The organism is Brevibacterium sp. CT2-23B (assembly GCF_013168765.1).
In the GTDB taxonomy this organism is placed as follows: Bacteria; Actinomycetota; Actinomycetes; order Actinomycetales; family Brevibacteriaceae; genus Brevibacterium; species Brevibacterium sediminis.
In genome coordinates this window covers 539995-560777 of the sequence record NZ_JABBYK010000003.1, presented here as the reverse complement: position 1 = coordinate 560777, position 20783 = coordinate 539995, and the positions used below count along the sequence as shown (strand labels likewise).

Annotated in this window: 17 protein-coding genes; 13 read left to right on the top strand and 4 right to left on the bottom strand. The window is 65.2% G+C overall.

Annotated features, from left to right (window positions below; translation table 11 throughout):
• Nucleotides 1–7: 7 nt before the first annotated feature.
• The gene (locus tag HIM68_RS11035; RefSeq protein WP_172172073.1) at nucleotides 8–1609 is read right to left on the bottom strand and encodes a succinic semialdehyde dehydrogenase; all 1602 of its coding nucleotides are present in this window, start codon (nucleotides 1607–1609) and stop codon (nucleotides 8–10) included.
• Nucleotides 1610–1658: 49 nt separating this feature from the next.
• Between HIM68_RS11035 and HIM68_RS11030 the strand changes: the two genes are divergently transcribed.
• The gene (locus HIM68_RS11030; RefSeq protein WP_172172071.1) at nucleotides 1659–2921 is read left to right on the top strand and encodes an amino acid deaminase/aldolase; all 1263 of its coding nucleotides are present in this window, start codon (nucleotides 1659–1661) and stop codon (nucleotides 2919–2921) included.
• A 5-nt stretch (nucleotides 2922–2926) separates the two neighbouring features.
• Nucleotides 2927–4303 (top strand): D-arabinono-1,4-lactone oxidase, encoded by a 1377-nt coding sequence (locus HIM68_RS11025; RefSeq protein WP_172172178.1) that lies wholly within the window; start codon nucleotides 2927–2929, stop codon nucleotides 4301–4303.
• Nucleotides 4304–4452: 149 nt separating this feature from the next.
• On the opposite strand, the gene HIM68_RS11020 is transcribed toward HIM68_RS11025, so the two are convergent.
• Nucleotides 4453–5337, bottom strand: a complete 885-nt coding sequence (locus HIM68_RS11020; RefSeq protein ID WP_139467463.1) for an alpha/beta fold hydrolase — start codon at nucleotides 5335–5337, stop codon at nucleotides 4453–4455.
• Between the two features lie 193 nt (nucleotides 5338–5530).
• On the opposite strand from HIM68_RS11020, the gene HIM68_RS11015 reads away from it, so the two are divergent.
• Both HIM68_RS11015 and HIM68_RS11010 read left to right on the top strand, forming a co-directional pair.
• Nucleotides 5531–6910 (top strand): MFS transporter, encoded by a 1380-nt coding sequence (locus tag HIM68_RS11015; RefSeq protein WP_101547017.1) that lies wholly within the window; start codon nucleotides 5531–5533, stop codon nucleotides 6908–6910.
• A gap of 214 nt (nucleotides 6911–7124) precedes the next feature.
• Nucleotides 7125–7931, top strand: coding sequence for a transcriptional regulator (locus HIM68_RS11010; protein ID WP_172172069.1), 807 nt, complete (start codon nucleotides 7125–7127; stop codon nucleotides 7929–7931).
• Nucleotides 7932–8090: 159 nt separating this feature from the next.
• Here HIM68_RS11010 and purB read toward each other — a convergent pair whose 3' ends face one another.
• Nucleotides 8091–9524 (bottom strand): adenylosuccinate lyase, encoded by a 1434-nt coding sequence (gene purB, locus HIM68_RS11005; protein ID WP_172172067.1) that lies wholly within the window; start codon nucleotides 9522–9524, stop codon nucleotides 8091–8093.
• Between the two features lie 252 nt (nucleotides 9525–9776).
• Between purB and HIM68_RS11000 the strand changes: the two genes are divergently transcribed.
• From HIM68_RS11000 to HIM68_RS10975, 6 genes are all read left to right on the top strand, one after another.
• The gene (locus HIM68_RS11000) at nucleotides 9777–10022 is read left to right on the top strand and encodes a hypothetical protein (RefSeq protein WP_172172065.1); all 246 of its coding nucleotides are present in this window, start codon (nucleotides 9777–9779) and stop codon (nucleotides 10020–10022) included.
• Complete coding sequence (locus tag HIM68_RS10995) at nucleotides 10019–10750, top strand: hypothetical protein (RefSeq protein ID WP_172172063.1); 732 nt, start codon at nucleotides 10019–10021, stop codon at nucleotides 10748–10750. The genes HIM68_RS11000 and HIM68_RS10995 overlap by 4 nt, the downstream gene beginning before the upstream one ends.
• 145 nt (nucleotides 10751–10895) lie before the next feature.
• A complete protein-coding gene (locus HIM68_RS10990; protein ID WP_172172061.1) occupies nucleotides 10896–12413 on the top strand; it encodes a hypothetical protein in 1518 nt (505 codons plus the stop codon).
• A gap of 466 nt (nucleotides 12414–12879) precedes the next feature.
• Complete coding sequence (pdhA, locus tag HIM68_RS10985) at nucleotides 12880–14034, top strand: pyruvate dehydrogenase (acetyl-transferring) E1 component subunit alpha (RefSeq protein WP_169253557.1); 1155 nt, start codon at nucleotides 12880–12882, stop codon at nucleotides 14032–14034.
• Entirely contained in the window at nucleotides 14034–15011 is a 978-nt protein-coding gene (locus HIM68_RS10980; RefSeq protein WP_139467455.1) for an alpha-ketoacid dehydrogenase subunit beta, read from the top strand. The genes pdhA and HIM68_RS10980 overlap by 1 nt, the downstream gene beginning before the upstream one ends.
• Nucleotides 15012–15029: 18 nt before the next feature.
• A complete protein-coding gene (locus HIM68_RS10975) occupies nucleotides 15030–16490 on the top strand; it encodes a dihydrolipoamide acetyltransferase family protein (protein WP_172172059.1) in 1461 nt (486 codons plus the stop codon).
• A gap of 94 nt (nucleotides 16491–16584) precedes the next feature.
• Here HIM68_RS10975 and HIM68_RS10970 read toward each other — a convergent pair whose 3' ends face one another.
• Nucleotides 16585–17481: a LysR family transcriptional regulator gene (locus tag HIM68_RS10970; protein ID WP_172172057.1), complete on the bottom strand. Its 897-nt coding sequence runs from the start codon at nucleotides 17479–17481 to the stop codon at nucleotides 16585–16587.
• Between the two features lie 87 nt (nucleotides 17482–17568).
• On the opposite strand from HIM68_RS10970, the gene HIM68_RS10965 reads away from it, so the two are divergent.
• From HIM68_RS10965 to HIM68_RS10955, 3 genes are read left to right on the top strand one after another with little or no spacing between them, the layout of a single operon-like run.
• Nucleotides 17569–19029: an SLC13 family permease gene (locus HIM68_RS10965; RefSeq protein WP_172172055.1), complete on the top strand. Its 1461-nt coding sequence runs from the start codon at nucleotides 17569–17571 to the stop codon at nucleotides 19027–19029.
• Complete coding sequence (locus tag HIM68_RS10960) at nucleotides 19017–20450, top strand: acyclic terpene utilization AtuA family protein (protein ID WP_248283854.1); 1434 nt, start codon at nucleotides 19017–19019, stop codon at nucleotides 20448–20450. The genes HIM68_RS10965 and HIM68_RS10960 overlap by 13 nt, the downstream gene beginning before the upstream one ends.
• Entirely contained in the window at nucleotides 20434–20760 is a 327-nt protein-coding gene (locus HIM68_RS10955; RefSeq protein WP_253903889.1) for a hypothetical protein, read from the top strand. The genes HIM68_RS10960 and HIM68_RS10955 overlap by 17 nt, the downstream gene beginning before the upstream one ends.
• Nucleotides 20761–20783: the final 23 nt, after the last annotated feature.

The window sequence follows — 20783 nt, the reverse complement described above, 5'->3', positions numbered from 1 at the left end:
CGCCGGTCTACTTCATGCGCAGGGATCGCATGGCCTGCAGCGCCCCGGTCATGGCCTTCGCGAACTTCGCCTGGTCGAGGGGGCCGGCTGGTGCGATCGGGTGGAGGCGCTGCTGCGCGATCGTGTGCGAGTGCATGAACTGAAAGAGGCCCTCAGGGCCGTGCCGGTGGCCCATTCCAGAGGCCTTGACTCCGCCGGCTGGTGCGTCGATGGATCCCCAGCTGGCCGGGTAGACCTCGTTGATGTTGACCATTCCGGCCTCGACCTGCCGCGCGATCTCACGCCCGTGGGAGCGTGAGTACACCGATGCCGAGAGTCCGTAGTCGCTGTCATTGGCCGCAGCGATCGCCGCGGCATCCGACGGCACCGAATAGACGGAGACGACGGGACCGAAGGTCTCCTCGCGATGCAGCTCCGCCTCAGGAGGAACATCCGTGAGCACGGTCGGGGCGTAGAAGTAGGGGCCGAGATCGGGCACCGGGTGTCCACCGGCGAGAACCGTGGCACCGGCGCTGCGCGCCTGCTCGACATGGTTGGTGATCGTCTCGAGCTGCTTCGGTCCCGCCAAGGTGCCCATGTCCGGGCCGTACTCGAACGCGGCGCTGAGACGGTAGGCACGGGCCGCCTCGGCGAAATGGGCGCAGAAGGTCTCATAGAGGTCCTCGTGGACGTAGATGCGCTCGATGGAGATGCACAGCTGCCCGGCCGACGAGAACGATCCGCGCACAGCACCCTCGACGGCCTTCTCCAGATCCGCATCGGCGGCCACGATCAGGGGATTCTTGCCTCCGAGCTCGAGCGCGGCGGGGAGCAGACGCTGCCCCGCCTCGGCGGCGATCGACCGCCCAGCGGCCGTCGACCCGGTGAACGAGATTCCGTCGGCGCCGGCCATGAGCGCGGGTCCGACCTCGGCGGAGGGCCCGGGTACGAGCTGCCAGACCTCGGCAGGCAGGCCGGCGGCGATCGCCAGTCTGCGCATGAACACCGAGGTCAGCGTCGTCGTCGAGTCGGGTTTGTGGACGACGGCATTGCCGGCGGTCAGGGTGGCGAACAGGTCGGTCGCCCCCAGGGTCAGCGGGTAGTTCCATGGTGTGATGAAGCCGATCACGCCCAGTGGGGTGCGGGTGACCTCGGTGCGGGTGAGCACGGGGATGGCTCCGCGCCGACGTTCGGGGCGCAGATAGCGGGCGGCCATCACCCCGTAGTGGCGGAGCACATTGAAGGTATCGAGGATCTCGTCATAGGCGTGGATGCGGGCCTTGCCGGTCTCGTACTGGATGATGTCGAGGAGCAGATCCTCATTCCGGACCAGTGCGGAATGCAGTCGGGTGAGCACCTTCGCTCGGTGCTCGACCGACTGAGCGGCCCATGCCTCGCCGGCAATGCGCGCGGTGGCGTAGGCAGCCTCGATATCGTCGGGAGTGTTCCGGGCGAACCTGTCGACCTCCTGGCCGGTGAACGGCTCGACTCCGCGCATCACCTCGCCCGAGCCGGAGGCGTCAGCGTACGGATCGGTGTCGAGGAAGTCCCGCAGCGCCGCGGTGACATGCGCGGAAGGGGTCCCGGCAGCGTCTGCTTCGGAGGTGCGTGCGGCGGTCTCTGTACTCATCGGCTTCCTCTTTCTGTGACGTAGGTCATCGCAGGCTAGACTACCGAATATGGTTTCGAGTGATCTGCGGAGGGCGCTGAAGGGGACCGGCGCACCCACCGCCGTCCTCGATCTCGACGCCTTCGACGCGAACCTCGATGCCCTTGCCGAGCGGGCTCGCGGACTGCCGATCCGCCTGGCCACGAAGTCGCTGCGCGTGCCCGCCGCCATCGACCGGGCGCTCGCCCATCCCGCATTTTCCGGGGTGCTCGCCTATTCCGTCCCCGAGGCGCTGTTCCTCCATGCGCGCGGCATCCGCGATATCGTCATCGGCTATCCCAGCCTCGACCGAGCTTCCCTGAGTCGGATGTTCGCCGAGTCGGGAGCGTGCACGAACATCACCCTGATGATCGATTCCGTGGACCACCTCGACATCATCGACGACGTCCGAGAGAACCTCGCCGAGGCGGGGCGGAAGTCCTCCTCGGACGGGACCGGTCCGGCAGGGGAGGGGAAGAACCTCACCGAGGCGGGAGCCGCCTCGGTGCGGGTGTGCATCGACGTCGACTCCTCCTATCGACCGGCCGAATCCTGGTTGGGCGACCGCGTCCATATCGGGGCCAGGCGCTCGCCGATCCGTGACGGGCGAGCGGCCATCGCGCTTGCCCGGCAGGTCGCTGCGCGGCCCGGTTTCGACCTCGTCGGGATGATGTTCTACGAGGGGCAGATCGCCGGCACCGCCGATGCCGGACGCTCGGTGCGGCAGACGATCGTGCGCGCTATGCAGAAGGCCTCGATCACCGAACTCGCCGAACGGCGGGCAGCCGTCATCGCCGCAGTCCGCGAGGTTGTCGACCTCGAATTCGTCAACGGCGGCGGGACCGGTTCGTTCGAATCCAGCTCCGTCGAGGGCACTCTGACCGAACTCGCCGCCGGATCCGGCCTCTTCTCCCCGGGACTCTTCGACGGCTACACGCACTTTCGGCATCGGCCGGCCGCGTACTTCGTCACGCCCGTCGTGCGCAGGCCCGGCCCTGGCTGGGTGACGGTCTTCAAAGGCGGATTCATCGCGTCGGGGGTTCCTGGTTCCGACCGGCTGCCGACCATCGCCTGGCCGCCGGGCCTCGAGTACTCCGGTCTCGAGGGTCCCGGCGAGGTGCAGACTCCGCTGACCGGGCCCGGCACGGAATCGCTGCGCATCGGCGATCTCGTGTGGTTCAGGCATGCGAAAGCAGGCGAACTGGCCGAACATTTCAACGAATTCCTCGTCGTCTCGGGATCGACGATCATCGACACCTGGTCGACATACAGGGGAGAGGGACTGGTGCTGTGAGCACGATGAACAGAGGCCGAAGCACTCAAGCGCGCGCTTGGACCGCGCAGCGACGAGCGTTCCGGAACTGGGCCGGGCACGTCCACGCACATCCGCACACATTCTCGGGTCCCGCCTCGGCGGAGGAGCTATCGGGAATCGTCACGGCCGCTGCAGCTGCCGGGGATCGTCTGCGGGTCGTCGGGGCCGGGCATTCGTTCACTCCCGTGGCCGCCGGCGATGACGTCATGGTCAGCCTCAACGCACTGTCGGGGATCGTCGCCGTCGACGAGGCGGCCGGCCGGGTCCGCTTCCACGCCGGCACCCGACTGCGGGACATTCCCGCCCTCCTCGCACCCTTCGGCCTGGCCCTGGAGAACCAGGGTGACGTCAATCCGCAAGCCCTTGCCGGTGCGATCTCGACGAGCACACACGGCACCGGGATCGGGTTCACCGGGTTCGCCGGGACCGTCACCGGACTGAGCCTCATGGGCCCCGACGGCGAAGTACGGGAGCTGTCGGCCGAGGCGGAACCGGAGATCTTCGACCTCGCACGGGTCAGCCTCGGCGTCCTCGGAGTCATCACCGAGGTCGAACTCCAGTGCGTGCCGGCCTTCGACCTCATCGCCGAGGAGAAGGTCGCCGGATTCGACGAGCTCCTCGATGGGCTGACCGAGCGGATGCGCGGGGCAGACCATTTCGAGTTCTACTGGTTCCCGCACACCGATTCGGTGCTGACGAAGACGAACACCCGGGTCGAGCCTGGGCAGGCCGGGCCGGGTCACCTCGCCGAGGCGGGGGTGCGCAACCGGTGGCTCAACCTCCTCGACAAAGAGGTGGTGGAGAACGGGGCGCTGCGGCTGGCCGTCGAGCTCGGTGCCAAGGTCCCGGCCGTGGTGCCCTCGATCAATCGGATCGCTCAGTCCGTCGTGGCAGACCGGACGTATCGGGCGCCGGGTCACGATGTGTTCGTCACCCCACGGCGGGTGCGGTTCAACGAGATGGAATACGCGCTGCCCTTCGACTCCGGGTCCGAGGCGATTCGGGAGATCAGAGACGTCATCGAGGCCAAGGGGTGGGCGATCTCATTCCCCCTCGAGGTTCGGTGCGCCGCCGCCGACGATGTGCCCCTGTCGACGGCATCGGGGCGGGAGACGATGTACATCGCCGTCCACCGCTTCATCAAAGAGGACTTCGCCGAGTACTTCCGCGTCGTCGAGGAGATCCTGTGCCGGCACGGCGGCCGCCCGCATTGGGGCAAGATCCACACTCGTACCGCTGCTGACCTGCCCGAGCTCTATCCGCGATTCGCGGACTTCTGCGATCTGCGGGCTCGACTGGATCCGGAGGCCATGTTCGGCAATCGCTTCACCGACTCGCTGTTCGGCGTCACGCGGCGCTGAGGTCCGTCGACGTCACCCGCGGCTGAGAGTGTTCGGCATCGCCCGCAGTTGAGGGCCGGTCAGCCGAGAAGTGGTCGCAAACGGATACTGGCGACCGGAAAGTGGTCGCAATCGGATATTTCTGGGCGCGGAAGAGCTCCGGCAGTGACCTATTCTTCGGCTGCTCGCGCGTCGAGCCAGTCGAGGATCTCCGGCCAGGCGGCCTCGGCGGTCGATCTGCGCATGAGGCCGTGATGTCCGATGCTCTTCACTCCGAGCTCCTCCGGGGCGAAGGTGCGACGAGTCACCGGGGCCAGTCGCAGCCGGTCGGTGATCGCATCGATGAACGCCTGCGTCGCCCAAGGATCGTCTGAGGTGCCGATGGCGAGCACAGGTGTGCGCAGTCGGGAGGCTCGTGCCTCGGCATCGAAGCTCGGGTCGTCGAAGAAGAAGTGGGGGCGGCGCAGCCATTTCGTCCACTCGTAGAGAGCGGCAGCGGGAATGTCCTCACCGAGTCCCACTCGGCTGCCTGGCATGTACCCGAACACCCGAGTGATCGCTCTGCCGAAGACGCCGAGGCCGACTTCCACCCGAAATCGCTCGCTGCGGGGTGCGATTTGGCGCGCCGCCACCATCGCTGTGGCGACCGTGGCGATTCCACTCAGGCGCTGACCGCCGTATCCCAGGAGCAGAGCGTGCCCGCCGACGCTGTGGCCCAACGCCGTATGCGGCAGATCAGTAAATCTCTCCTCCGCCCAGGCACCCGCTGCCGCCACATCTTCGGAGATCCAGTCGCGCATGCGGATGTGCCGATGTGCGCGAGCTTCCGTTCGATCGCCGACGCCGCGGAAGCCGTAGGTGATCACGGCGAACCCTCTCGCGGCGGCCGCCTCGGCGAAGGAGAAGTAGAAGCGCTCCGGAGTCGCGGTCGCCGGGTGGATCGTCAGCACCGCACGGGGGTCGGCCGTGGGGAGGAAGAGATGTCCCTCGAGGTCGTTGGATCCGTACCGGCTCGGCACCGGGATGCGTACGTCCTGTTTGAGAAGTGAGTCCATATGCTTCAGCGTAATCACCACGACGCCAGGATGCTACTAGTCGGTAATATAATTCTGGTCGTTGCCCTCCGTGCCGGCGTGTTCGGCGCCCTCCCGCTGCAGCCCCCGGCCCGTCCCCGCCGTAATCCTCGGCAGGATTTCGCCGAAGTCCTTTGCGGGTTCCCATGTCCGAGCGTGCTGGTACGATCGGGGAATGACCGCGTCGGATCGGAACCATCCCGCATCACCCACTCAGGCGACCAGCCGCGAGCGGGAGAGAGGCCGGCGCAGGTCGATGTTCGTCGCCGCATTCGGCACCGTCGTCGAATGGTACGACTTCTCGATCTTCTTCTATGTCGCCACGACCCTGACCAAGGAGTTCTTCGGCGATCAGACGGATTCTCTGCTGCTGACCCTCGGGGTCGGCGCGGCGGGATTCCTCTTCCGGCCCTTGGGCGCGATGGTCTTCGGCCACCTCGGTGATCGGATCGGGCGACGATCGACGCTCATCATCTCCGCGGTCCTCATGGCGATCTCCATGCTCGGGATCGCGGTGATCCCGAACTACGACACGATCGGCATCTGGGCAGGCGTGCTCATGGTCGCCCTGCGCTGCCTGTCCGGATTCTCCGTCGGCGCGGAATACACGGGAATCATGGTCTTCCTCATGGAATCGGCGGGACCGGGAAAGCGCGGATTGGCGGCCAGCTGGGCTGCGGCCAACAGCGAGGTCGGCGCCCTCTTGGCGGTGGGGTCCGGTGCGCTGCTGGCGAATACGCTCAGCCCCGAGGCAATGGACTCCTGGGGTTGGCGGCTGCTGTTCGTCCTCGGTGCTGTGCTCGCCATCCTCATGGTTCCGCTGCGGTCGATGATGGAGGAGACCGAGACCTTCAAACGGCTGCAGCAGGCAGAGAAGGAGAAGAAGGGCACGAAGGACACGGCCCTCGAGCGCTCCCCGCTCATCACTGCGATCCTCGAACAGCCGCGGGCGATCCTCGTGGCCTTCCTCATCTCCTCGATCGGCTCGGTCAGCTACTTCCTCAACATCACCTATGTGCCCACGTACATCGAAGAGGTGGCGAAGGTTCCGAACTCCGGCTCCCTGGCCCTGGGCACGGTCGCGGCCGTCGTCGCCATCGTCGTCACTCCGTTCTTCGGCCTGGCCTCCGACAGGTTCGGGCGCAAACCCGCCCTGGCCGTTCTCATGGCTGTCTTCGTGTTCACGATCATTCCCGCATACGCTCTGCTGGGCGGCAGCTCCTCGAGTGGGGCGGTGTTCGGTGTTGCGTTCCTCGCAATTCCCGCCGCCGGGTGGAGCGCGGTGGCCGCCGCTATGGTGCCCGAGCAGTTCACCGGCACGAGCCGTTTCTCCGGCATGGCGATCGGCTACAACGTCGCCACCGTCCTCTTCGGCGGTCTCTCGCCGCTCATCGCCACGGCACTCATGTCGTCGACCGGCATCACTCTGGCACCGGCGATCTACGCCACCGTCGTCATCGTCGTCGCTGGAGTCCCGACTCTCATCCTCGCCCGCAGCATGGGCAAGAAGACCCTCGCCGAGGTGGACGCGGACAAGCATCTCGTGCCCGCTTGAGAATGTGGCCGGGGAATTCGCGCGACCCTCTCAAAGCGGCACACCGACGCCTCGCTGAGTGCGACTCTTCGGGGGCTGCGGCGGATCGGTGACAGACGTTGCCGTTCTGCCACACTCTGCGCACATCTCGCGCTCGATGAACTCATAGGTTGGTTTCAGAACACGCATTCGGGCGAACGACTCCCGGGTGCGAGAGACCGATCAAGGAGTCATCATGAAACGCATGAAGCGTGCCACCTTCACCGCTGCGGCCCTGCTCAGCTGCACACTCGCCTTCTCGGGCTGCTCGCTCATCAGCCAGGCCGTCCAGCCCGAACAGGGCCAGAGCGGAGAGCAGCCGAATGCCGACGCTCAGGATCAGGGCGACCAGGATCAGAACGCTCAGGGTCAGGGCGACCAGAACGGTCAGGAGTCGAGTGCCGACCAGAACGGCCAGGAACAGGCCGGACAGGACCAGACCGGCGGTCAGGACGCGAGTTCCGATCAGTCGACCTCGGGCTCCTCGTCGTCGACCTCGTCGGCTGACGGGTCCACGGGTTCGGACTCGGGAGCGTCGTCCGGCAGCCAGGGGCAGGTCAGCATCGGCGAAAGCTTCGAGGATCCGGAGATGCAGGACAAGATCGAGGTGCTCTCTGCGGTGCGGAACTTCGAGTCGTCCAAGAGGGCATCGGCGATCGAACTCGGGGGCGAAGTAGTCCTCCTCGAAGTCAAGATCACCCCAGGGCAGAAATACAGCGGACTCATCCAGTCCGGAGCATTCAAGATCTCCGAAGACGGCGGGGCGGACTACCGATACGACCAGACCGACGGCCTCGAAGCCGAAATGCGAGCTGCTGGCTACGAGCCCTTCGAAGACGTCAGACGCCGAGACGGCGGAACCCACCAGGGCTGGCTCGCCTATGTTCCGAACGAGAAGCAGGACGCCTACACGATCCGCTATGAACGCGGACCCGGCAAGGTGCTGGGAACCGACGAGAAGGTCCCGGAGTTCACGACGACCTTCGACATCCCCTCCGTCTGACTCTCGAGGCTGACTCGCGAGGGCGGCTGTGAACCGTGAGTCATGTGGCTGCGACCCGCCAAGCCTGAGTCAGGGCGGCGTCGGCCGACCAGGGAAATGCACATCGAGGCCGGTCTCCGAATTCGGAGACCGGCCTCGAGGCGTTGTCAGGCCCTGAGATCAGCCTTCGCTGAAGGCCTTCCAGTCCGAGACCTCGGACTCGGCGAGCTGAGCCGCGACACCGGTGTAGGTGGCGGGCGTGAGGGCCTTGAGCAGTTCGGCACGCTCCTCGGGCAGTCCGAGACCGTCGACGAACGTCTGCAGATCAGCTTGGTTGATGCGCTTGCCGCGAGTGAGTTCCTTGAGCGTTTCGTACGGGTTGTCCATTCCCGGCACGCCCTGCAGTCCGGCGGCACGCATGACCGACTGGACGGCTTCACCGAGGACCTCCCAGTTGCCGTCGAGGTCGGCGGCCAGAGCATCCTCGTTGATGGCGAGCGCACCGAGGCCCTTGACCAGGTTGTTGAGCGCGAGGACCGAGTGGCCGTAGGCGACGCCGATATTGCGCTGCGAGGTCGAGTCGGTGAGGTCGCGCTGCATCCGCGAGGTGATCAGCGTTGAGCCGAGGGAATCGAGCAGGGCGCAGGAGAGTTCGAGGTTCGCTTCGGCGTTCTCGAAGCGGATCGGGTTGACCTTGTGCGGCATCGTCGACGAACCGGTCGCACCGGCGACGGGGATCTGTTTGAAGTAGTTCATCGAGATGTAGGTCCACATATCGGTGGCCAGGTTGTGTGCGATCCGGTTGAACCGAGCGATATCGGCGAACAGCTCGGAGTTCCAGTCGTGGGACTCGATCTGCGTGGTCAGCGAGTTGAAGGTCAGCCCGAGACGGTCTTCGACGAAGGTGCGGGCGATCTGCGGCCAATCCGCTCCCGGCACAGCGGCCAGATGGGCCGAATAGGTGCCCGTGGCGCCGTTGATCTTGCCGAGGAACTCTGTGGCGGCGATGCGTTCGTACTGACGACGCAGGCGGTGGATGAAGACCGCGAGCTCCTTGCCCATCGTCGTCGGAGTGGCCGGCTGACCGTGGGTGTGGGCGAGCATCGGAACTTCGGCCAGTTCCGCGGCGGACTCGGCGAGAGCGTCGATGAGGGCCTTCGCTCTCGGCAGCCACACCTGTTCGGTGGCACCCTTGATGCCGAGCGCCCAGGACAGGTTGTTGATGTCTTCGGACGTGCAGCAGAAGTGGACGAGCTCGCCGAGGTCCTCGGCGCCGATCGTCACTAGGGCTTCTTTGATTGTGTATTCGACGGCCTTGACGTCATGGACGGTGACGGCTTCATGAGCGGCCAGCGTGGCGATGGTGTCGGCGTCGAAGTCGGCGGCGAAGGCACGCAGTCCGTCGATCTCATCGGGGGTGAGGGTGCGAACGCCCTCGATCACCGAGTTCTGTGCGAGATGGATGAACCATTCGATCTCAACGATGATGCGGTTGCGGTTGAGCGCCGCCTCGGAGAGATGATCGACGAGGTCAGCGGTGTCTTTGCGGTAGCGACCATCAAGCGGTCCGAGAGCGATGGCGGGCGAGATTTCGGCAAGGGAAACAGTCGGCATGCCCTCATTTTCTCATGAGCGGCGAATCGGAGCGGCACCCGTCCGCGCCGACCGATCGCCAGGCGCCGGCGGGACCACGAGACTCGAGCATCGCCCCTTGTGGATTCGGTGGCGACTTCGACGCCTGTGCCCTGTGGATGCTCAAGCCTCTTCCCCAGCCTTGGAATCGAGGCTTCTCTGCTCGAGCCGCTGCCGCCTACGGTCGAGTGATTCGGGCACGGATGCCGAACAGGCAGGCGGGAGGACTGGGACATGATCACTGACGAATTGGAGCGCAATCGTGAGCAGTGGAGGCGGCGAGCGGAGGTGCTGCACTCCCTGGCGCAGAGCTGCCGCCAGATCGACGGATGGGATTCCCCGGCGGGAGCGCTGCTCGATGACCGAGTGGCCTCTTGCGCAGAATCGATCGACAAGTTGGGCGAGAAGGCGGAGAAGCTCGCCGAGGCGTATGACCTCCACTTGCAGGTCGTGTCGGTGGGCGGGCGGATCCAACTGTGAACACTCACCCCACCGAACGTGAGGGCGCCGACATCGACAGTTGGATCGTCGTCGACCTCGACCGGATCAGCAGACTGCCCGAACGGCTGCGTCGTCTTTGGCCGCCCGATCTGCTCCCTCGCCGGGTCGACCGGGACTCCCGAGCCGTCTCGGCGGAGGAGGAGATCTCCGGCGCAGGTTCGGGGGCTGCGGCCGCAGGTTCGGGGACTGGCGCCGCACCCTCGGGAATGGGCGAGGGCAGTGGGGGCGCGAAGCGGGACCTCGATGTGCTCACCGCATGGCTGCGCGGCTTCGCCTCCGAACTCAACCGGGTGCGCACGCGCATCAGCGTCGTCGTGTCATCGGGAGTCGAAACCGTCCACCTGGCACTGTGCCTGGGGCCGGGGATCGCGCATGCGATCCTCGCGTTGCAGGGGGAGGGACTCGAAGACTTCGCGCGGCACCAGCTGCTGCGCCGGATCGAGCCGGGACGGATCGGGCACGTCGTCGAGGATCTCACCGAGCTCGTCGACCAGGACTGTGTGCTCACGCTCAGCTGGGCGTCCGGACGGGGTGCGACAGGACTGGAATTCCTCCGCCGAGAGGGCGGGACATGGTTCCGGCCGGTCATCGAGCGCGCCGGCGATTCCGTCACCGTCGACGATGACGTCGACGCCGGCGAATCAGCGGTGCGAAAGCTGCTGAGCGCCGTGCTCACGCGGACGCTGACGGCAGGAGCTCCGAGTTGACGGCGGCATCACTGACGGCAGCATCACTGACGGCGGCAGCGGCTGACGACCGGGAGTTCGTGGCCCCGTGGGCTTGTGGCGCCAGGGACCGGCATGGAACGGGGCATGAGGGCGGCAGCGACCGGGGCATGAGAGGAGACCCGCGATGATCGACTCGACGACCCGCGGAGGCGGACGGATCACCGTCGACGAACGCGCCGACGGCAGCGGAGACGCACTGCAGACCGTCATCGCCGACATCGGTGATCTGTCCGTCGACGCCGCTGTCGGAGACTTCGACCTCGCGACCCTGCTCACCCAGGTCCCCGCCCCGGTGACGGCGCTCAACCTCGATGCCTGCCGGATCCGGTTCCACGCCCAGCTGACCGCCTCGGTGCTCGAACTCGAGGCGACACTGCTCGCCGTTCGAGCCGCTGCCTTCGCATACCGGCAGGCGGAGAAGGGCATCAGCGAAGTCTTCGGCGGACTGCTCGACGCTCTCGGGTACGCGACCGGTCGCATCATCGCACTCAGCCTGCCCGTCATCATTCCCGTTGCGCTCGTCGTCGGCGCTCAGGTCGTCGTGGTCACGAAGATCCTCGACGCCACCGGACTCGACGATGTCATCACCAAGCAGTTCGGCATCGACCTGGGCAAGACGAAGGCGAAAGCGAAGGAAGCGCTGATCACGTTCGCGTTCGAACAGTCCGACGTCACCGGGGCCGTCATCGAGCATGTGCTGCCGGGCTTCGTCGTCGGATTCTTCGGGCTGCCTCCATTCATCCTCGACTCCGACGGCGATCACGCGTTCTGGCCGCACGACTCGACGTCGATGACGATCTGGGTCCTGGCGGGTGCGAACGCGTTCGGACTGCTGCTGCCTTCCGATGTCGAGGTATGGAGGGCGAAAGGCCTGACTCCGCCGCACAAAGAGCCGCCGCGTGATGTCGAAGACCTCTTCATCCGCGAAGCGAACTGCCACCGCGGAGCCGATTCCGGGCAGGTCCGCATCGAGGAGGTCGTCGGACCCGATGGGACGAGTCGCTATATCGTCTACGTCCCGGCCACCACCGACTGGTCTCCGAAGTCGGGTGACAATACGACGGACCTGACGACGAACGTGCAGGGCATGGCCGGCAACGACACCGTGATGCGCGAAATGGTGCGCCAGGCGATCGCCGATGCCGGGATCGGCCGCGGCGCCGAGGTCATGCTCGTCGGATATTCGCAGGGAGGTATCACCGCAGGCTCTCTGGCCGCGGACCCCGCGTTCCTCGACGATGTCAACGTCACTGCCCTGATGACGGTCGGTGCTCCGGTCTCCGATTTCGCCATCGATTCGGGAATCGACGTGCTTTCGATCGAGCACGAACAGGACCTCGTCCCCGATCTCGACGGCAATGAGAACCCGGCGACGAAGAACTGGTCGACGATCACCGTCGACTACGACCCCGACGAACTGCGCAAGGTCCCCGAGCTGGCGGACAAGACCGATGCCGAACTCGATGCGATGTTCGCCTCGGCCGGGGCAGCGCACTCGTCCGTCGCCTATGCGGCCTCGATCGGACTGCTGCTGAAGGGCGGGAATTCCGCAATCGACCGTTTCACCTCGAAGAACTCAGGCTTCTTCACCGGTGATCTCGGGAAGACGCGCGACTACCAGGGCAAGCGCAGACGTCATTGAACTCGGTTTCGCGGAACGGCACTCGGCATCGAAACGATGGGACACCCCGGTGCACCAACGGAGCTCATGGGACCTGCACTCGATCTCCCGAGGATGGGCCGCCCCGGCGAGCGATGGGATCGTGCGAATTCTGCACACGTCTTCCCGAAGAAGGGCCGCCTCGGTGCTCGGATGTGCATTGGTCGGACGATGGAGCATCTCTGCCGTGATCGACAATTGTCCACGGAACGCTTTGGAACTCGGCCACATGTGTCGAGCTCGGGCCATAGTCTGTTCCTGACCTGCACTTTTGATACTCGAACCGCATGGGGAGAGTGGCAAGCAGTGAGTGGATTCGGTATTGTGATATCACCTGTGAATCAGATCACTCGAGGGCGAGTTCTCACATCCGAGGGCCTGCCCGACGGACACGGTCCACCACTGGTCACCTCCGGTGAAGATGGACCTCGAACAAAGGAGAACTGAAATGACCTCCAACATTTCAGTGGGAACCGGCGCTGCCCACAGTCAGTCCTCGGAGCCCAGAATGATCCAGATGCTCACCGAAGACGGAAACCGCGTCGAATCCGGTGAGTACGATGCCTTCGCCGCAGAACTCACCGATGAGGATCTGCGCGGCTTCTACCGGGATATGGTCCTGGTCCGCCGCATCGACGCCGAAGGAGCTGCTCTGCAGCGTCAGGGACAGTTGGGCCTGTGGGCACCTCTGTTCGGACAGGAAGCAGCCCAGATCGGCATGGGACGGGCCGCTCGCCCCCAAGACTTCGTCTTCCCCACCTACCGCGAACACGGCCTCGCCTACACCCGCGGTGTCGAACCCGAAACCCTGCTCAGCATCTTCCGCGGTCAGAACCACGGCGGCTGGGATCCGCAGGAGCACCGCTTCCACACCTACACCATCGTCATCGGCTCGCAGGCCCTGCACGCCACCGGCTACGCCATGGGCATCTCCATGGACGGCGACGTCGGCACCGGCGACATCGAACGCGACACTGTCTCCATCGCCTGCTTCGGCGATGGTGCGACCTCGCAGGGCGACGTCTCCGAAGCACTGACCTTCGCCGGAGCCTTCCACGCCCCAGTTCTGTTCTTCTGCCAGAACAACCAGTGGGCCATCTCCGAACCCACTCACGTCCAGTCCGCAGCCCCGCTGTCGACCCGCGGCGAAGGATTCGGAGTCCCCGGCATCCGCGTCGACGGCAACGACATCATCGCGATGTATTCCGTGGCCCGCGCCAGCCTCGACTCCGTGCGCGCCGGCCACGGCCCGATGCTCATCGAAGCCTTCACCTATCGTCGCGGCGCCCACACCACGGCCGATGATCCGACGAAGTACCGCGACAAGGCCGAAGAGGAGATCTGGGAGGACCGCGACCCGATCACCCGCCTCAAGGCCTACCTGGACAAGCACACCGAGACCAGCGACGAATTCTTCGCCGAGGTGGACGCCGAGGCCGACACCCTCGCCGCCCGCATCCGCCACAACTGCATGACCATGGAGAACCCCGACGGCGTCGAGATGTTCGCCCATGTCACCGCGGAACCCCACTCCCTCGTCGACGAGGAACGTGCCGAATTCCTGGCATACCAGGCCTCGTTCGCCGATGCGGGTGAGGCCTGATGGAGAAACTTCCCCTCTCGAAGGCGATCACCGCCGGAATGCGCAAGGCCATGGAGGACGACCCGAAGGTCGTCCTCATCGGCGAGGACATCGGCAAACTCGGCGGCGTCTTCCGCGTCACCGAGGGTCTGCAGAAGGACTTCGGTCCGCAGCGTGTCATCGATGCCCCGCTGGCCGAATCCGGCATCGTTGGCACCTCGATCGGCATGGCCATCCGCGGCTACCGTCCCGTCATCGAGATCCAGTTCGACGCGTTCATCTTCCCGGCCTATGACCAGATCGTCACCCAGGTGGCGAAGCTGTACAACCGCACCCTGGGCAAAGAGAACATCCCGTTGGTCATTCGCGTGCCCTACGGCGGCGGCATCGGCTCACCCGAGCACCATTCGGAGAGCCCCGAGACCGTGTTCGCCCACCATGCGGGACTGCGGCTCATATCCCCGTCGAACGCTCACGACGCGTACTGGATGATCCAGGACGCAATCAAGAGCGAGGATCCGGTGATGTTCTTCGAACCCAAGCGTCGCTACTGGATGCGCGGGGACGTCGACACGTCGGCCCGAGGCGAGCTGGGCATGCATGACGCCCGCGTCGTGTCCGAAGGCACCGACGTCACCCTCGTCGCCTACGGCCCGCTGGTGCCGACCGCGCAGGACGTGGTCACCGCGGCCGCCGAGGAAGGCAAGAGCGTCGAACTCATCGACCTGCGCAGCCTCAACCCGATCGACTTCACCGCGATCGAGAAGTCCGTGACGAAGACCGGCCGACTGGTCGTCGCCCATGAGGCTCCAACCTTCCTGGGGCTGGGTTCGGAGATCGCCGCGCGCATCACCGAACGCTGCTTCTTCAACCTCGAAGCCCCGGTCATCCGGGTCGGCGGCTACCACACCCCGTACCCCGGTTCGCGGATGGAAGAGCACTACCTGCCCGACCTCGATCGCATCTTCGATGGTGTCGATCGGGCCCTGTCCTACTGATTTCGAGGAGAGTCAAGAATGTCATTCGAATTTCCTCTTCCCGACGTCGGTGAGGGCCTGACCGAGGCCGACATCGTCGCGTGGAAGGTCGCCCCCGGCGACACTGTCACCGTCAACCAGATTCTCGTCGAGATCGAGACCGCGAAATCGCTCGTCGAGCTGCCCAGTCCGCAGGCCGGCACCGTCGGTGCGCTCCTTGTCGAGGAGGGCCAGACCATCGAGGTCGGCACCCCGATCATTCGGTTCGGCGGAGATGATGCTAACACCGAGGCGGCCCCCGCCTCCGCTGATGCGCCGGCTTCCGGTTCGGCTGAGAAGTCGGTCGATGCCTCCGGTGATGCCGACGGCGGAGCCACTCTCGTCGGTTATGGAGCGAAGGAGACGTCGTCGAAGCGGCGTCCGCGGAAGGGCGCTTCCGTCCCCGCTCCCGCCGCTGGCGCCGCTCCCGCAGCGTCGGCTGCCCCGGTTGCCTCAGCTGCCCAGGCTGCGGAGGCGGCCGCGCCTGCACCGGCCGCGGCTCCGGCGGCTCAGGCACAGTCGGCGTCGGCACCTGCTCCGGCAGCGCAGTCGCAGTCCGCTTCGGCTCCCGCGTCACCGAGCAAGCCGCTGGCGAAGCCGCCCGTGCGGAAGCTCGCGAAGGATCTGGGGGTCGACCTCTCCCAGGTGACACCGACCGGGCCCCGCGGGGACGTCACGCGCGACGATGTGCACGCCGCCGCCAACCGGACCGCCGCTCCCACGTCGGGTGCGACGGCACCGGCGGCCGCCTCGGCGAGTGATCAGGGAGCGCTGGAAGAGCGGATCCCGTTCAAGGGCGTGACGAAGATGATGGCGAAGGCCATGGTCGATTCGGCATTCACGATGCCGCACGTCACCGAGTTCCTCGACGTCGACGTCACCGAGACGATGGCGATGGTCCGCCGGCTGAAGTCGACGAAGTTCCTGGGCGAGGACGTCAAGGTCTCGCCGCTGCTCATCGTCGCCAAGGCAGTGGCGTGGGCCGTGGGACGCAACCCGCGGATCAACTCGTGCCTCGAGGGCGACGAGATCGTCGTGAAGAAGTACGTCAACCTCGGCATCGCGGCCGCCACTCCGCGCGGACTGATCGTGCCGAACATCAAGAACGCGCAGGCCATGGGGCTGGGCGAACTGGCGCAGGGCATTCAGGATCTCACCGCTCTGGCGCGGTCGGGCAAGACGCCGCCGGCCGATCAGGCCGGGGGCACGATCACGATCACGAATGTCGGTGTCTTCGGAGTCGATGCCGGTACGCCGATCATCAATCCTGGTGAGGCCGCGATCCTCGCGTTCGGACAGGTCCGGAAGAAGCCGTGGGTGGTGGACGACGAGATCGTTCCGCGCGAGATCACCACGCTGTCGGTCAGCGCCGACCATCGTGTCGTCGACGGCGAGATCATCTCGAAGTTCCTCGCCGACGTCGGACGGGGTCTGGAGGACCCGACTCTGATGTTGGCCTGATTCTCGCCCTGGCGTCGGCTCCTAGCCGGCTTTGGGAGCTTGAGCGCCCCGGCTTCGCATAATGCGAGGCCGGGGCGTTTCAGCGTTTCGCCAGTCACTCGGCGGCTGACTCGATCAGTCGCTGTTTGAAGTTGAAGACCGGGCGCGGGAGCGGAGCATCGGAAAGGTAGGCGATCACCAGTTTGCGTTCAATGGTGGGCATGATCGGGATGCTGACGAGATCGCTGAAATTCATCAGGGGGACGACCAACCTCGGTACTGCGGTGATGCCCATACCTGCTGCCACCATGCCGCCGACCGCGGGAATCGTATCTGCCGTCTGCACTTCATGGGGTTCTGCTGCTGCCTTGAGCAGAGTTCGCCGCACCATCGGCGCGATGCTCGTCACGGAGTTGAAGCCGACGAACTCTTCGCCGTGGAACTCCTCCCACCGCACAGATGCGCGTGCAGCCAATCGATGACCGCGTGGAACGATTGCGACGAAAGGATCGGACAGGAATGGAGTCACTGCCAGATCGGCAGGGAGAGAGTCCGTGAAGGCGACGAGGCCGATGTCCACCGTCCCTTCGGTCACCATCGGCACGACCTGATCCTGAGCCGCATCACGGATGACGAGTTCGACCTCCGGGAACTCCCGGCGAAACGCGTGAACGACCTCGGGCAATCCGGTTGCTGCCAACGATGGCAGGCAGGCGATTCTCACCTGCCCCGAACTGCCGGTGACGAAGCCGGAGATCCGTTCCAATGCCGAGTCGAACGAGCGAACTGCGTGTGCGGCGTACAGTGCCACTTCGGTGCCGGTAACCGTTGCGGTGACCTTGCGGGTGGTGCGCTCGAACAGTTGTGTGCCGATGCGTCGCTCTGCCTCCGCGACGGTACGGCTGAGAGCCGGCTGGCTGACCTCGATCTCCTCGGCCGCACGGGTGAAACTCTCCGTGCGCTGCACCGCTTCGATTGCTCGCAGGTGGTGCAAGGACAGATTGATAACCATGAATCATGAGTCTAGCCGCAACGGATATTGGACGGTCCTACTCATGCTCAACGAGGATGAATACGTTCATCGAGAAGGGAATCAAAGGTGCTTTCACTTATCGGCTATGTCACCATGCTCATCATTCTGGCGTTGTTGCTCACGCAGAAGGTCTCTCCGGTCGTCGCATTGGCCGGAGTGCCGCTCGTCGCGGCGCTGATCGCCGGACAGTCGCCGGCCGACATCAGTGAATTCGTCTCAGCCGGAATCGCGGGAGTCGCAGACGTCGTCGTCATGTTCATCTTCGCCATCGTCTTCTTCGGAATCCTGCGCAATGCGAAGTTCTTCGACCCGATCATCGATCGGATCATCAGGTTCGGCGGATCCTCACCGCGCAACGTAGCCGTTGCGACCACACTTCTGGCATGTGTCGTTCACCTCGACGGTGCAGGTGCGACGACGTTCCTGGTCACGATCCCAGCCATGCTGCCGCTCTACCAGCGTCTCGGGATGAGCCGGTTGACGCTGTCGACGTGCGTGGCGCTGGGCGCCGGCGTCATGAACATGTTGCCCTGGGGAGGGCCGACTGCCCGTGCGGCGGCAACGATCAAGGTCGATGCGAACGACTTGTGGGTCCCTCTCATCCCGGCTCAGATCGCTGGGATCATTGCGGCTCTGGCAGTGGCTTGGTACCTCGGGCATCGTGAAGCAAAGCGGCTCGACCGGGTGCCTGCCGACGACTCTGCCGACTCGGTGATGGTCGCAGCGACGTCGGCCGCAGAAACCGGCCGTTCGGCGGAGGCATCCAGCACAATCCGATCAGCACAGGGTTCGGAGGAAACGGCTGGAACCGACCAGACGGCGGGATCGGGCTCACCCGACGGAACCGATGTTGCGGGTGATTCGAACTCCACTCGCGGTCCAGCGGAGGCGGGGCCGACGGTGCTGTCGCTCGTCCTCAATGGTGTCGTGCTCGTCGCTGCCTTGGCGACGATGATGACTGGCGTGATCTCACCCGCACTGACCTTTATGGTTGCAACGATTCTCGCTCTGCTGATCAACCACCGCGGAATGGCGGGTCAGTCCGAACAGTTCGACCTCAACGCCAAATCATGCATGCTCATGGCCAGCACTCTGTTGGCAGCGGGTGTGCTCTTGGGAGTGCTCGACGAAAGCGGAATGATCGAGGCGATGGCCAAGTCGGCGACCGCTGTGCTTCCCGCCGGCGTCATGCCGGTGTTGCCGATCATCGTCGCTGTGCTCGGCGTGCCGATGAGTCTGCTGTTCGGCCCGGACGCATACTATTTCGGGCTCTTGCCCGTGCTGGCGAGCGTCGGCAGCACCTACGGCATCGATCCGGTCGTCCTCGGTCAGGCATCGATCATCGGGCAGGAGACACTGGGCTTCCCCATCAGCCCGTTGACCGGCTCCTTCTATCTGCTTGTCGGCTTAGCCGGGGTCCCGATCGGCAAGCACATCATCCGCGCCACCGGCTGGCTGTGGCTGGTCAGCATCGTCGTCACCATCGTCGCCATCGCACTAGGAGTGATTCCGCTGTGGGTATCGTAAAAGCACAGGATCTGGGCTCAACGGCCAGAGAAGCTGATCCGCCAGAACCTGGGACAGTTCGCATCGGATCGGGAGCAGGGTTCGCCGGCGACCGTCTCGACCCGGCCCTCGAGCTCGCGCAGCTTGGGCATCTCGACTTCCTCGTCTTCGAGCTCCTCGGCGAACGGACGGTCGCGAACGCTCAGAAAGCCCGGCTGAATGACCCCTCTGCGGGCTACGATCCGACTCTGCTCGATAGGATCCGGCTCACCGCACCGCACTGCTCGGCCAACGGAACTCGCATCATCACCAATGGCGGAGCAGCCAATCCGCTTACAGCAGGGCGCGCCGTCGCTGGGCTTCTCGACGACATGGGCATTGACATGCCGGTGGCAGTTGTCATCGGTGACGATGTGCTCGACCAAGTGCTTGCGACGGATCCCCTAAGGTGGGAAGACTCCCAACCGGCTGCCAGCTCGGAGCCCCGGCTCGCTTCTGCCAACGCCTACCTCGGCGCATCCGGCATCCGACGTGCGCTCGACGAAGGTGCACGCATCGTCATCACCGGCAGAGTTGCCGATCCCTCGCTGTACGTCGGGCCGCTGAGCCACAGCTTCTCCTGGTCGGACGACGATTCCGACCTCATCGGGCAGGCCACTGTCATCGGCCACCTCCTCGAATGCGGAGGCCAGGTCACCGGTGGATACTTCGCCGACCCGATGACGAAGCCCGTGGCAGGGTTGGACCGTCTCGGCTTCCCTTACGCCGATGTCTCACCCAGCGGCGACGCCGTCATTGGGAAGCTCGCGGGTACCGGAGGCGCCGTCACCGTCCGGACCTGCACGGAGCAGCTGCTCTACGAAGTGGCCGACCCCGGTGCCTACGTCACCCCGGACGTGGTCGCAGACTTCACTGGAACAGTACTCCGAGAGGTCGGGTCCGACCGGATCGCTGTAACTGGTGGAAAAGGAGTTGCCGCACCAGTCGAGCTCAAGGTGACATTGGGCTACCTCGGCGGGTGGGAAGCAGAAGGACAGATCACCTATGCCGGCCCGCGGGCTCTGTTGCGTGCCCAGCTCGCGGCAGACATCGTCGTACGTCGGTTGGAGCGCATACACGGATATCGGGAATCCGAACTCTCGGTAGAGTTCATCGGCGCCGGAGCCAGCTTCAGAGGTCTCAGCGATGTGGCAGATCCGCCCGAAGTGCGACTGCGGGTGGCAGGAGCTGCTCAGAGCCGCAGACGCGCCTCTGCGATCGGAGCCGAGGTCGAGGCGCTCTATACCAACGGGCCGGCGGGAGGAGGCGGCGCAAGGACGTCCGTTCGGGAGAGCCTCAGTGTCAAATCGTGTTCGCTGCCGCGTGCACTCACGAAGGTCTCCGTCATTCACGCCGACGAACTGACTGACCATGAGGAGGCGTCTGATGGCCGCGAAGTCTGAGCACATGCTCACCGTCGATGACCTGGCCGCAGTCAGGACCGGAGACAAAGGGGATACGCTCATCCTCGGTGTCATTGCCCGTGAAGGGGCCCAATTCTCCGTGCTGAGTCGCGCGGTCACCGAGGAGGCAGTGGCGCATCACTTCGGGCTGCCGGTCTCGCGAGTCCGCCGCTGTCTATTGCCGCGGCTGAACGCCATGAGTTTTGAACTCAAGGGAATGCTGGGCAGGGGTGTCACGGGAGTCAGCCACCTCGACGGACATGGAAAGACGCTGAGCTACCACCTGCTGACGATGCAGTTGAAGCACTGAGCGGGATGCTCGTCGAGGGGCAG